Origin of the sequence: Agrobacterium sp. NPDC058088 (assembly GCF_042885035.1) — a bacterium.
Taxonomy (GTDB): domain Bacteria; phylum Pseudomonadota; class Alphaproteobacteria; order Rhizobiales; family Rhizobiaceae; genus Agrobacterium.
In genome coordinates this window covers 34,351-47,769 of record NZ_JBHVSU010000011.1, presented here as the reverse complement: position 1 = coordinate 47,769, position 13,419 = coordinate 34,351, and the positions used below count along the sequence as shown (strand labels likewise).

10 protein-coding genes are annotated in these 13,419 nt (G+C 58.9%); 4 read left to right on the top strand and 6 right to left on the bottom strand.

Annotation, left to right across the window (positions count from 1 at the left end; genetic code table 11):
• Positions 1 to 82 precede the first annotated feature (82 nt).
• The 5 genes from ACFVTJ_RS21905 to tesB all read right to left on the bottom strand — a co-directional run bounded on the left by ACFVTJ_RS21905 (position 83) and on the right by tesB (position 6,568).
• On the bottom strand, positions 83 to 808 hold the full coding sequence (locus tag ACFVTJ_RS21905) for an outer membrane lipoprotein carrier protein LolA (RefSeq protein WP_386910694.1): 726 nt from the start codon (positions 806 to 808) through the stop codon (positions 83 to 85).
• Positions 809 to 857: 49 nt separating this feature from the next.
• A complete protein-coding gene (locus ACFVTJ_RS21900) occupies positions 858 to 3,524 on the bottom strand; it encodes a DNA translocase FtsK 4TM domain-containing protein (RefSeq protein ID WP_386910693.1) in 2,667 nt (888 codons plus the stop codon).
• A 217-nt stretch (positions 3,525 to 3,741) separates the two neighbouring features.
• Positions 3,742 to 5,091: an ammonium transporter gene (locus ACFVTJ_RS21895; RefSeq protein WP_386910692.1), complete on the bottom strand. Its 1,350-nt coding sequence runs from the start codon at positions 5,089 to 5,091 to the stop codon at positions 3,742 to 3,744.
• 29 nt (positions 5,092 to 5,120) lie between these two features.
• A complete protein-coding gene (locus ACFVTJ_RS21890) occupies positions 5,121 to 5,471 on the bottom strand; it encodes a P-II family nitrogen regulator (protein WP_004444057.1) in 351 nt (116 codons plus the stop codon).
• 212 nt (positions 5,472 to 5,683) lie between these two features.
• Positions 5,684 to 6,568, bottom strand: a complete 885-nt coding sequence (gene tesB, locus ACFVTJ_RS21885; RefSeq protein ID WP_386910691.1) for an acyl-CoA thioesterase II — start codon at positions 6,566 to 6,568, stop codon at positions 5,684 to 5,686.
• On the opposite strand from tesB, the gene ACFVTJ_RS21880 reads away from it, so the two are divergent.
• From ACFVTJ_RS21880 to fdxA, 4 genes are all read left to right on the top strand, one after another.
• Positions 6,532 to 7,869, top strand: coding sequence for a ubiquinone biosynthesis hydroxylase (locus ACFVTJ_RS21880; RefSeq protein ID WP_386910690.1), 1,338 nt, complete (start codon positions 6,532 to 6,534; stop codon positions 7,867 to 7,869). The genes tesB and ACFVTJ_RS21880 overlap by 37 nt on opposite strands.
• A gap of 450 nt (positions 7,870 to 8,319) precedes the next feature.
• The gene (locus tag ACFVTJ_RS21875) at positions 8,320 to 11,394 is read left to right on the top strand and encodes a helicase-related protein (protein WP_386910794.1); all 3,075 of its coding nucleotides are present in this window, start codon (positions 8,320 to 8,322) and stop codon (positions 11,392 to 11,394) included.
• 4 nt (positions 11,395 to 11,398) lie between these two features.
• Positions 11,399 to 11,815: an RNA-binding S4 domain-containing protein gene (locus ACFVTJ_RS21870; protein ID WP_386910689.1), complete on the top strand. Its 417-nt coding sequence runs from the start codon at positions 11,399 to 11,401 to the stop codon at positions 11,813 to 11,815.
• 157 nt (positions 11,816 to 11,972) lie between these two features.
• Positions 11,973 to 12,311 carry a ferredoxin FdxA gene (gene fdxA / locus ACFVTJ_RS21865; protein ID WP_220331597.1) on the top strand — a complete coding sequence of 113 codons (339 nt, stop codon included), beginning with the start codon at positions 11,973 to 11,975 and terminating at the stop codon, positions 12,309 to 12,311.
• A 68-nt stretch (positions 12,312 to 12,379) separates the two neighbouring features.
• Here the strand turns inward: fdxA and holA are convergent, their stop codons facing one another.
• Positions 12,380 to 13,417, bottom strand: a complete 1,038-nt coding sequence (gene holA, locus ACFVTJ_RS21860) for a DNA polymerase III subunit delta (RefSeq protein ID WP_386910688.1) — start codon at positions 13,415 to 13,417, stop codon at positions 12,380 to 12,382.
• Positions 13,418 to 13,419 lie beyond the last annotated feature (2 nt).

Here is a 13,419-nt window from a genome sequence, read left to right as displayed (position 1 = left end):
AAAACGGGAACGTATTTTAGCGGCAAAATGAAAAAGGCGACCTGAGAGCCGCCTTCCGAAGAGCTTGCAGGGGCGAGGAATGTCAGCCGCCTCTGCGCACTTCCTCATAATTGATGTTGAAGACCCGCTCATCAAGGTTCACGCCGGTCTGGACGTTAAAAATCATGACGGTCGTATCCTTGTTCTGGGCGTCGGTCGTGGTCCATTGCCTCAGATCGAAGGTCTTCGGATCGAACATCAGCGTAATGGTGGAGTCGCCGAAAACGCTTTTGTCACCCAGCACGATGGTGGTCAGGTCCGATTCTTCCTTCACGTTCCGGACCTTCTGGTTGCTGAGATCGATCTTGTCGGAGAGAAGCAGGCTGAGCGGGGTCTTCGATAGCGGATAAAGATCCCATGTCTTCAGTTTCATGTTGCCGATGACGACATTCCTGCCATCGGAGATGACGCGCATGGGCGAGGGATCTTCATAATTAAAGCGAAGCTTGCCCGGCCGTTCGATGTAAAATTTGCCACCGGTTTGTTCGCCGCGGGGGCCGAACTGCACGAATTCACCCATCATGGTTTTGACCGAAGAGAAGTGATTGGCAATTTTTTGCGCCGTCGCGGTATTACTGGCCGCCTGGGCAAATGCGTCGAGTGGCGAAAGGCCGGCGATAACCGCAGCCATGGAAAACGCCGTCAGCACGCCACGTCGCGTCATGCCGTTTTGTGTGGCGTTTGCGGTGGCCGTGTCGCCGGTGGTGAGGTCGTTCATTCTATTCTCCTTCATCGCAGCGATTGTCCGCATAAAAGGCGGCGGCTTCATGACGTTGAAAGCGTGTAATAACGCTTCTTCGCCCTGCTTGGTTGCGGACTTACCGCTCGATGATATCTGCTTCTGTCGGTACGAGGATTTCGCGTTTTCCGGCGTGGTTGGCGGGACCGATAATGCCCTCCTGCTCCATCCGTTCGATCAGCGAGGCGGCGCGGTTGTAGCCGATACCGAGACGGCGCTGCACATAGGAGGTTGAGGCTTTGCCATCCCGAAGTACGACGGCCACGGCCTGATCGTAGGGGTCTTCGGAATCAGAGAAGCTGCCACCGCCGGCCGGGCTCGCGCCTGCACCGTCCTCGTCTTCTTCTTCGGTGATTGCTTCCAGATACTCAGGCGACCCTTGTGTCTTCAGATAGGAAACGATTTCTTCGACCTCGTTGTCGGAAACGAAGGGTCCGTGCACGCGCTGGATGCGTCCGCCGCCCGCCATATAGAGCATGTCGCCCATGCCGAGCAGCTGTTCGGCGCCCTGCTCTCCAAGGATCGTGCGGCTGTCAATCTTGGAGGTGACCTGGAACGAGATGCGGGTCGGGAAATTGGCCTTGATCGTGCCGGTGATGACGTCGACCGAAGGACGCTGGGTGGCCATGATGACGTGGATACCGGCCGCACGGGCCATCTGCGCCAGGCGCTGTACCGCGCCCTCGATGTCCTTGCCGGCGACCATCATCAGGTCGGCCATTTCGTCGATGATGACGACGATATAGGGTAGGGGTTTCAGATCGAATTCTTCTGTCTCGTAGATCGCCTCGCCGGTCTGGCGGTCGAAGCCGGTCTGTACCGTGCGGGTGAGGATTTCGCCCTTGTCGAGCGCCTGCTGCACGCGGCTGTTGAAGCCGTCAATATTGCGAACACCGATCTTGGACATTTTCTTGTAGCGCTCTTCCATCTCGCGCACTGTCCATTTGAGAGCCACGACGGCCTTTTTCGGATCGGTGACGACGGGGGAGAGCAGATGCGGAATGCCGTCATAAATCGACAGTTCCAGCATTTTCGGGTCGATCATGATCAGGCGGCACTGTTCCGGTGACATGCGGTAAAGCAGCGACAGGATCATGGTGTTGATGGCAACGGATTTGCCCGAACCGGTGGTGCCGGCAACGAGCAGGTGCGGCATCTTGGCGAGATCGGCGATGACGGGTTCGCCGCCGATGGTCTTGCCGAGCGCCATGGCGAGCTTGGCCTTGCTGTTTTCGAAGTCGCGGCTGCCAATCAGTTCTCGCAGGAACACGGTTTCGCGCGTCTGGTTCGGCAGTTCGATGCCGATGGCATTGCGACCGGGGACGACCGCGACGCGTGCGGCGATCGCGCTCATGGAGCGGGCGATGTCATCGGCAAGGCCGATGACGCGCGACGATTTGATGCCGGGTGCCGGTTCCAGTTCGTAAAGTGTGACGACAGGGCCGGGGCGGACATGGATGATTTCGCCCTTGACGCCGAAATCCTCGAGAACGCCTTCCAGAAGGCGGGCATTCTGTTCCAGCACTTCTTCGCTCAGCATGTTGTCGCGCACGACATTTTTCGGTTCTGCAAGAAGATGGACGGTGGGCAGCTGAAAACCATCGGCGGCGATGAAGGAGGTCTGCGCCTCCCTTGCAACCCGCTCGCTCGGCTTCGGGCGGGCGGAAGCAGCGGTTATTCTGGGCTGTCCACGTCCAGGGGCCTGACGCGGGATGAATTTCTCGTCGGATTCGTCGTCAGACAGAATGCCGTTCGGCAGGCGGCGTCCGTCCGCATCGAAAGGCGGCTCGTCATCAATGTCGCCGTCATGATCGAGCGCGATGGAGGGAGGCGACATTTGCCGGCGTGATGCGGCGCGCTCTTCGAAAGACGGTTCCGCACGCTGGTCGAGGCGATTGATCGCAGTCTTCAGGCGAGAGGGTTCGTTCAGCGTACCGAATTCATATTCGTTGAAGTCGTAGGGATGTTCGAATTCCTCATGCAGGGATTTCGACTTCAGGCCGAACAGGCGGCGGAAGCGTGCCTGGGTGATGTACCAGTAATGCGCCATGGCGCCGAAGGCGAGCATGTTGGCGAAGAAGCCTTCACCATCGTCTTCATCATCCTCTTCGGCTTGCCGGGCGGCGCGAGCCTTGCTGGTGGCGACCGGGGCGGCTTCTTCCCGCTCCAGTTCGTCGTCTAAACCGCCGACGATACCGGCGGCAAACAGCATCAGCCAAGCGGCAGGTGCGGCGAAAATCACGCCAAGTACCGTCGCGACGGTGCCTGTGGGGTAGGCGCCGATGAAAAGCGCGGGGAAGCGCAGAATCATGTCGCCGATGACGCCGCCGATGCCGTTCGGCAGTGGCCATGTGACAGGCGCCGGGAAGCAGCCGAGCGATGCGGCGCAGATGATGGCGCCCGCAACCCAGGCTACGAGGCGGGCGGGTATGCGATTGAACTTGCGTCCGGCGATGAGCGCGATTGCCCAGGCGATGATGGGCAGGAACGAGATGATTGCGGAAAGCCCAAGGAACTGCATCACGATATCGGCAAAGATCGCGCCGCTATAACCCAGAAGATTGGTGGGCTGGTTTCCCGTGGCGTAGGAGAGGCTCGGATCCGCCACATTCCATGTGGCGAGCGCGGCAATGCCCAGCGCAATCGTGGCTAAAAGGGCAAAACCGGCGAGAGCCATGATCTGACGCACGAAAAATGCCGTCAACACGAAACGCGTGTGACGACCATCGAATGTCGGAGAATGCATTCTGCCCATGTCCCTGAACCCGTTGCTTTTCTTGGTTTCGGCAAGATTCGGCTGGTGACCCAATCCCGGATTGACAGGGAAAACTAACCGGTTGCTGGTTAATGTCGTGTTAACCATGCGGTTTTTTGCGGCCGCATCCGGATTTACGGCAAAGAAAAGGCCCGCCGAAGCGGGCCTTCTTTTGGGTAAGGGGATGGAGAACCCCTTTTCCCTGATCTTAGGAGTGGTAAGCGGCTTCGCCGTGGGTAGCGAGGTCGAGACCTTCGCGTTCTGCCTCGACCGGGACGCGCAGACCAACGATCACGTCGACGATCTTGTAAAGGATAGCCGAGACGATGGCGCACCAGACGATGGTGATGGCCACGGCAACGAACTGCGTCCAGAGCTGCGAGGCGATGGAGAATTCAGGCTTGCCGGTGCCGCCGAGCAGCGGCGAGGTGAAGATGCCGGTGCCGAGAGCGCCGATGATGCCGCCGATGCCGTGAACGCCGAAGACGTCAGCCGTGTCGTCGTAACCGAACTTGTTCTTCACCACGGAGACGAAGAAGTAGCAGATTGGCGAGACGATGAGGCCGAGAACGATGGCGCCCATAGGGCCGACGGAGCCGGCAGCAGGCGTGACGGCGACGAGGCCGGCGATCATGCCCGAAGCGGCGCCCAGCATGGAGGCCTTGCCACGGGTGAAGCTTTCAACCAGCGACCAGGAAACGATCGCTGCAGCGGTTGCGAGGAAGGTGTTCATGGTTGCGAGAACCGCACCGCCAGATGCTTCGAGGTTGGAGCCGGCGTTGAAGCCGAACCAGCCGAACCACAGCATGGCTGCACCCACGAGCGTCAGGGTCATGGAGTGGGGGGCCATCATGTCCTTGCCGAAGCCAGTACGCTTGCCAACCATGATCGCGCCGATCAGACCGGCGATACCGGCATTGATGTGAACGACGGTGCCGCCAGCGAAGTCGAGGGCGCCCATGCCGAAGATCAGGCCGTTTGCATCCCAGACCATGTGAGCGATCGGGAAATACACGAAGGTGGCCCACAGGATTGTGAAGAGAATGACGGCGGAGAACTTCACGCGTTCTGCGAAGGCACCGATGATCAGCGCCGGCGTGATGGCGGCAAAGGTCATCTGGAAGGCGATGAAGGTGTATTCGTAGATCACGACGCCCTGCGAGAAGGTTGCAGACGTGCTGTCAAGCGAAACGCCCGACAGGAACAGCTTGCCGAAACCACCGAAATAGGGGCCGGTGCCGCCGCCGAAGGCGAAGGAGTAGCCGTAGATGACCCAGACCAGCATCATGACCGCGCCGATGACCGTGCACTGCATGAGAACGGAGAGCATGTTCTTGGTGCGGACAAGACCGCCGTAAAACAGGGCCAGACCCGGAATGATCATGAACAGCACGAGGATTGTCGCGACATACATGAAGGCGGTATCGGCTTTTTCTGGAACGGGAGCGGCCGCGGCCACTGCCGGCGCTGCATCCTGGGCAAAGGCGATGGCCGGTGCCATCAGGGCCGTCGCTGCGGCGCCCAGCTTGCCGAGCGTCAAAAACTTGTTGAGTTGCATGTTTGTAAAACTCCCCTGTCAGCCGTGCTTCAAAGCGCTTCTGTGTTGGTTTCGCCGGTACGGATGCGCACGGCCTGTTCGATAGAGTAGACAAAGATCTTGCCGTCACCGATCTGCCCGGTCTTAGCCGCAGATGCGATCGCCTCAACGGCCTTATCGACCACGTCGGATGGAACCGCGATCTCGATCTTCAGCTTGGGAAGGAAGCTCACCGCATATTCCGTGCCGCGATAAATCTCGGTATGTCCCTTCTGGCGCCCGTAACCCTTTACCTCGGTCACGGTCAGGCCCTGGATGCCGACGCCGGTGAGCGCTTCGCGCACTTCATCCAGCTTGAACGGCTTGATAATGGCCATCACAATTTTCATCTGGTTTCCCATCCTTTGTTTTGTCCTCGGCACGGAGCCGAACCTCCTGCCGCTGGCAGATCAGTAACAGCGACTGCGGACATACATTCAAAGGGCGTGCCAGTTTTGAGTGTGTATCTAACTTATTGAAATATAAAACTTATATGAAGGACGTCTGAAAAAGGGGCATTTGTTGCCAAAAAAAGCGTCCATTAAATATGCGATTTTTACAAAAAGCATAATTTTTAATCATTTGCCCTTTTGCGGATCAAACCTTCCTGCGCCACTGATGCGACGAGTTCGCCCTGTCTGGTGAAAATATTACCACGGGTCAAACCGCGTGCGCCGGACGCACTGGGGCTGTCCTGCGTGTAGAGCAGCCAGTCATCCAATCGGCAGGGGCGATGAAACCACATGGCGTGATCGAGGCTCGCCACCTGAATGGACGGATCGAAGATGGTTGTTCCATGGGCATAGAGTGAGGTGTCGAGCAGCGTCATGTCAGAGAGATAAGCGAGGATGGCCGATTGCAGGCGCGGATCGTCAGGCACGTCACCGACGGCGCGGACCCAGATATCCTGCTGTGGTTCGAGCTTTTCCTTCGAAATATAATGGGTCAGCGAAACCGGCCTTATTTCGATCGGCCGCTTATTGCTCCAGTATTTGCGGATCGAAGCGGGCGCGTTGGCAAGGAAGGCCGCCTGCATCTGCTCTTCGCTCATCAGTTTTTCGGGCGGCGTCACATCAGGCATCCTGATCTGATGGTTGAAGCCGTCCTCGAATATCTGAAACGACGCCGACATGGAAAAAATTGCCTTGCCGTGCTGGATGGCCACGACCCGGCGGGTGCAGAAACTTGCACCATCGCGGATGGGCTCCACCTGGTAGACGATAGGCACCAGCGGGTCGCCGGGACGCATGAAATAGGCATGCAGCGAATGTACGAAACGGTCGTCGTCAACGGTCCGTTGGGCGGCAATCAGGGCCTGTGCGATGACCTGACCGCCAAAAACACGTTGCCAGCCGATCTGCGGGCTTTCGCCGCGATAAAGGTTCTCTTCCAGCTTTTCGAGATCGAGCGTGGCGATGAGATTTGCCATCGGGTCTGACGATTGCAAGGGATGCGACATTTTTTCGGCCTGCTCCGGCTGTAGGAAGACGTCACATGGTCTATAGTGCGCCGATGATGCGTGCACAAGATTTGAGGAGAAGCGCGATGCTGGACGTGGTAGTTGCAGGTGGCGGATATGTCGGTCTTTCCGCTGCTGTGGCAATCAAGCAGGCTGCTCCGCACCTCAATGTACAGGTGATTGAAGCCGCCCCTGATGATGTCTGGAAGAAGGACGTCCGCGCCTCCGCCGTCATTGCGGCGGCCACGCGCATGCTCGATGTTTTTGGCATATGGAACGAGATCGAGCCGGAGGCGCAGCCGATCCACAAGATGATCGTCACTGATTCGAAGACCGCCGATCCCGTCCGACCGGTCTTTCTCACCTTTGACGGCGCCGTGGAGGAAGGCAGGCCTTTCGCCCATATGGTTCCGAACGTTGCGATGGTGGGCGCGCTACGCGGTCTTTGCGAGCGTCTTGGTATTGAAATCCGTCACGGTCTCAGCGTTTCCGGTTTTGCCGTGGGGCCGCAATCGACAGTCATCACCCTTTCCGACGGTTCATCGCTGGAAGCGCGATTGCTCATTGCCTGCGACGGTGTTCGCTCGGCTCTGCGGGATATGGCTGGCATCAAGACGGTGCATTGGGCCTATGACCAGTCCGGTATCGTCACGACCGTGGAACACGAACGGCCGCATGAGGGGTGCGCGGAAGAGCATTTCCTTCCATCCGGCCCCTTTGCCATCCTGCCATTGAAGGGAAACCGCTCCTCGCTTGTCTGGACCGAGCGCACGGCCGATGCCGACAGGTTGGTCGCCTCCGACGATCTTGTATTCGAGGAAGAGCTGGAGCGCCGGTTTGGCCACAAGCTTGGTCCCGTCCGTCCCGTCGGTCCCCGGCGCGCCTTTCCGCTGGGGCTAACGCTGGCGCGCTCCTTCGTCGCGCCACGGTTTGCGCTTGCCGGCGACGCGGCGCACGGCATTCACCCGATCTCCGGACAGGGCCTCAATCTCGGCTTCAAGGATGTGGCGGCACTTGCCGAAACCGTGGTCGAGGCAGACCGTCTCGGTCTTGATATCGGCTCTCTCAATGTGCTCGAGCGATATCAATCCTGGCGGCGTTTCGACACGTTGCGCATGGGTGTAACGACGGATGTCCTGAACCGGCTTTTCTCCAACGATGTTGGCCCCATTCGCATCATGCGCGATTTCGGTCTCGGAGTTGTTGATCGTTTGCCGGGTCTCAAGTCCTATTTCATCGGTCAGGCCGCTGGCACGACGGATGCGAATGCGCCACGCCTTCTTGCTGGCGAGGCGCTTTGACCGAAACCCTTCACCAAGGGGTGAACATCACCCTCTGCAATTGCCGCTTGACAGTCCATTACGGTATTTCCCGATAGTGGAAAGCTGAATCCGGGCAAGGACTTACCCGGATTCACAATCTGGTATGCGTCGCGAATTCTCCAACCAGATGTTGCGGAGAACAAAAACAGAATCGCAACGAGTCAGCGATTCGTATTCGATTCGTTCGCAGACTGTTCCGTAACCGAATCGATTGCATTTTTGCCGGATTCTTTTTGGCGCCTCAAGTATCAGAATATTAATGGAAAATTCGCCTGATAAACCCACTTCCGCTACTTTGCGGGCGAGGCCTATTGCCTTTGTCGGCGGGCGTTGCCATGTGTGGTGCGTGTGCGGCCCTCATCAGGAATGGCGGGCGGTACAGCAAGCAGATGAAGTCGATTCGCGGATGCTACGTTGAATTTTCGCCCCATGATCCTGAGCGGCCGCGGTGTCACGGCCGTTCTCGGCCCCACCAATACCGGCAAGACCCATTACGCGATCGAGCGTATGGTCGCGCATGGCAGCGGTGTCATTGGCCTGCCGCTGCGTCTGCTGGCGCGGGAGGTCTATACCCGTCTGGTCGAAAAGGTGGGCGCGCCCAATGTGGCGCTGATAACAGGCGAAGAAAAAATTGCGCCTCCCAAGGCCAAATATTCCGTATGCACGGTCGAAGCCATGCCGCGCGAGACGATGGCCGCTTTCGTCGCGATCGATGAGGTGCAACTTGCCGGCGATCTTGAACGTGGCCATATCTTCACCGATAGGGTGCTTCATCTGCGCGGGCGGGAGGAAACGCTCCTGCTCGGCGCTGGCACGATGCGCCCTATCCTCGAAAAGCTGTTGCCGGGAATTACAGTGGTGGAGCGGCCGCGCCTGTCGCAGCTTTTTTATGCCGGCCAGAAGAAAATCACCCGCCTGCCGCAGCGAACCGCGATTGTCGCCTTTTCCGCAGACGAGGTTTATGCCATCGCCGAGCTCGTCCGGCGTCAACGCGGTGGTGCGGCCGTGGTGCTGGGCGCGCTTTCGCCGCGCACGCGCAATGCGCAGGTGGGTCTCTACCAGTCGGGCGATGTAGAATATCTTGTCGCGACTGATGCCATCGGCATGGGCCTCAACCTCGATGTCGATCACGTCGCCTTCGCGCAGGACCGCAAATTCGACGGTTACCAGTTCCGAAATCTCAATCCCGGTGAAATCGGCCAGATTGCCGGCCGCGCTGGCCGCCATCTTCGCGATGGTACGTTTGGCGTGACGGGGCGTGTCGATCCGTTCGACGACGAATTGGTGGAGCGGATCGAAACCCACCAGTTCGACGCGGTGAAGGTGCTGCAATGGCGAACGAAAAATTTCGATTTTTCCTCCATCGCCAATCTGCGCGCGAGCCTTGACGCCGCGCCGACGATCCAAGGGCTTTCGCGCGCTCTGCCGGCTATCGACCAGCAAGCGCTTGAATATCTGTCGCGGTATCCTGAAATCATCGACGTGACCACGACGGATGTGCGGGTAGAAAAACTCTGGGAAGCCTGCGCGCTGCCCGATTATCGCCGCATCGCCCCCGCACAGCATGCAGACCTCATTTCCACGCTCTATTTCGATCTCGTCAAGCGCGGGGCGGTGAACGAGGATTTCATGGCCGAGCAGGTGCGCCGCGCCGACCGCACGGATGGAGAAATCGATACCTTGTCTGCGAGGATTGCGCAGATCAGAACATGGACTTATGTATCGAACCGCCCAGGATGGCTTGCCGATCCGACACACTGGCAAGAAAAGACGCGGGAAATCGAGGATCGATTGTCCGATGCGCTACATGAAAGGTTGACGAAACGCTTTGTTGATCGCAGGACATCTGTGCTCATGAGGCGCCTGAGAGAGAATGCGATGCTTGAAGCTGAAATCAGTGTAAATGGTGATGTCTTCGTAGAAGGTCATCACGTCGGCCAATTGGCCGGATTCCGGTTCACGCCGGTGTCGGGAATGGAAGGGCCGGATCAGAAGGCCGTGCAGGCTGCGTCGCAGAAGGCGCTGGCGCTCGAATATGAGGCGCGCGCCGCGCGTCTGCATGCGAGTGGCAACGGCGATCTCGCTTTGAGCTCCGATGGTCTGGTTCGCTGGCTTGGCGAGCCGGTTGCCCGCCTTGCGGCTGGTGACAATATCATGAAGCCGCGGGTGATCATGCTTGCCGACGAGCAGTTGAGCGGTAATGCCCGTGATCACGCGCTCGCGCGGATCGAGCGTTTCGTCAATCATCAGATCGCGACCGTGCTAAAGCCGCTGGATGATATTTCCCGCGCCGAAGACCTTCAGGGTCTGGCGAAGGGTCTGGCCTTCCAGCTCGTCGAAAATCTTGGCGTCCTGTTTCGCCGCGACGTCGCCGAGGACGTGAAGTCTCTCGATCAGGATGCGCGTGCTTCCATGCGCCGTTATGGTGTGCGTTTTGGCGCCTATCATGTCTTCCTGCCTGCGCTTCTCAAGCCCGCTCCGGCGGAGCTCGTCACGCTGCTCTGGGCGCTGAAGAATGATGGCCTCGGCAAGCCGGGCTATGGCGATCTCATTCCGGTTCTGGCCGCAGGCCGCACCTCGGTCGTCACGGATGCCAGCTTCGAGCGGATGTTCTACAAGCTCGCCGGTTTCCGTTTCCTCGGAAAGCGCGCCGTGCGTATCGACATTCTCGAGCGCCTGGCCGATCTCATTCGTCCGCTGCTGCAGTGGAAGCCCGGCCAGCAGCCGCGTCCTGAAGGCGCTTATGACGGCCGCCGTTTTACCACGACGACCGCGATGCTTTCCATTCTTGGCGCGACGCTCGATGACATGGAGGAAATCCTCAAGGGCCTTGGTTACCGTGCCGACCAAGTGACGGCGGAAGAGGCGCAGGCCTTCCTTGCCAGCCACACAGGCGCTGCCGCTCCAGTCGCCGCAGAAGCGGTGACGGGCGAAGAGGAAAGCGCTGAGACCGAGCAGGATGAGTCGGCTTCCGAAGAGCAGGAAACGGTTGCTGTTGCCGAGGGCGACGCTTCTGAGGCGCCGGTTGTGGAAACTGTCGGTGAAGAGGTTGCCGCAGGCGAGAGCGTGACTGCCGAAGGTGTGGAGCCTTCGGAGCCGAAGCCGGTTCTTCTGTGGCGTCCGGGTGGTCGCAACGAAAATCAGCGTAGCGAAAACCGTCGTCCCGGCCATCGCGGTCCGGCTCGTGAAGGCGCACGCGAGCAGGGTGAGCGTCGTGGCGAAGGCCGTCGCGAAAATCGTGGCGGTGAAAATCGCGAAGCAGCCAATCGTGGCGGCGATGGCGAGCGCAAGCGTGACGGCGGTCGTCCTGATCGCGGCAACAACCGCAACAATGATCGTCACGATCGTGGGGAGCGCAAGGACCGGCCGGAGCGTAACGACCGTGGCGGCAAGCCGCAGGGTCAGCAGCGCTTCGAAGCCAAGCCGCCGCGCAAGGAGAAGCCGATGGATCCGGATTCGCCCTTCGCAAAGCTGGCTGCGCTCAAGGAGCAGCTGAAGAAGTAAGCCTATGGGAAGCAACGAACAGCCACTGGAAAGCACGCGTCAGCGTCTCGATAAGTGGCTGTTCTTTGCCCGCATGGCCAAGTCCCGATCGCTGGCCCAGAGTTACATCCAGTCGGGCCACGTAAGGGTCAATGGCGTTGCCATCCGCCAGCCCAGCCACATGCTGAAGGCGGGGGACAGGCTGGAGATCGGCTTTGAGCGGATGGACAAGGTGCTCGTCGTCAAATCCGGTGGAGTGCGACGCGGACCCTATGAAGAAGCCAGACTTCTTTATGACGACCAGACGCCGCCGCGGGGGCCTTCCGACAGGCTGACCCCTCTCGAGCAGGCGCTACGTGAGCCCGGTAGCGGGCGTCCCACCAAAAAGGAGCGCAGGGCGCTCGACAGGTTTCTGTCGGACAGTGATGGAAGCAAAGATTAGAATAAACCTCCGGGTCGCTCTCGTTTTTCAGAATTGTTATCCTTGCTATCTGCAGGCAAAGGCATTACGTCACTTGCGAAATTGCCCTGTCTGAATTCCGGGCGACGGCTTGTGTTCCGAAGCCCAAAGACCCGGCCTGCATATTCTGGAGTTCTTCATGACATATGTCGTGACCGACAATTGCATCCGCTGCAAATATACCGATTGCGTTGAGGTCTGCCCCGTCGACTGCTTTTACGAGGGTGAAAATTTCCTCGCCATCAATCCCGATGAATGCATCGATTGCGGTGTGTGTGAACCGGAATGTCCTGCTGAGGCCATCAAACCCGATACGGAGCCGGGTCTCGACAAGTGGCTGAAGCTCAATGCCGAATATGCGGCCATCTGGCCGAATATCACGATCAAGCGCGATCCGATGCCGGAAGCCAAGGAAATGGACGGCGTTGAAGGCAAGCTGGAGCTTTATTTCTCTGCTGATCCCGGCAAGGGCGACTGACCTCAGATTTACGAAGTCCTGGACCCATATTTGAAAAGCCCTCGTTGCATCAGCGCGAGGGCTTTTGTTTATCCACCGCGGCCGGACTGAAGTGTGGTCGACAGCAATGTCAGAAGCGCCACGCTTTCCTCCAGGCTTTGTCGCTGACGGCTTTGCAGGATGGCTGCCTGCAGTCGGTTCATCTCGCGGGCGATCGCCGCCGGCTGCCATGTGCGCAGCGCTCTTTCGATGATCGGCTTCCTGCGGAAGTGGATATGGCGTCCGAGCGTCTGCGTGACCTGACCGGCCTGCTGCTTTTTCTCATCCATCTCCGCGCGCATCTGATCGAGTAGCTGGAATTGCTTGAGGCACCCCTGAAGCACGAGGAAGATCGGCGTTTTCGATGAAATGATCTTCTGAGTGGCGTGGAAAAAGGCGTTCCTGTCGCCTTTCAGAATGGCGTCGACGGCATCGTCGGCGGAAACGGTACTGGCATCACCGATGATGGCCAGAACGTCATCTTCCTCGATCACGTCGGTCCCAAGGCCATAGAGCGCGAGCTTGCGGATCTCGTTGCGCGAAGCAATACGGTCGCCGCCGAGCTGCTCGATCAGCCTTTGCCGCGCAGCCGGTGCAATGCGCAGATTATTCACGGAGAGTTCCTGATCTATCAATGCATTCAGAGAGCGCGCATCGTCCGCATAACAGGGGATTGCGGCAATCGAGCGTGCCGGCTCCGCAATCTTGCGCAGTCCTGTCCACTTTTTGATGTCGCCCGCCTCGATGATCAGGAAGCTTCCTTCCGGCGGTGTGTCCGCCAGAATCTGGAGGGCATCTACCAGAGCCTTTTCGGCTGAGGCTCCTTTGACCCAGACAAGTTTCTCGCCGCCGAAAAGGCCGATGGCGTTTACTTCATCGAGCAGCCGGCCGGGGTCACCCTGCAGATCGGATGCGGTCAGTTTCAGCGATGCGAAAGCGTCATCGGGATCGATACCCGTCTTTTTGGCGATGACGCCTGCCCGCTCCGATACCAGACCACGATCCGGTCCGTAGAGTACAAAAACGCGAAAGCGCTCCGCCGGATTTTCGGCGAAGCGCTCGAACTCATGGGACTTTATCTCCGTCACGG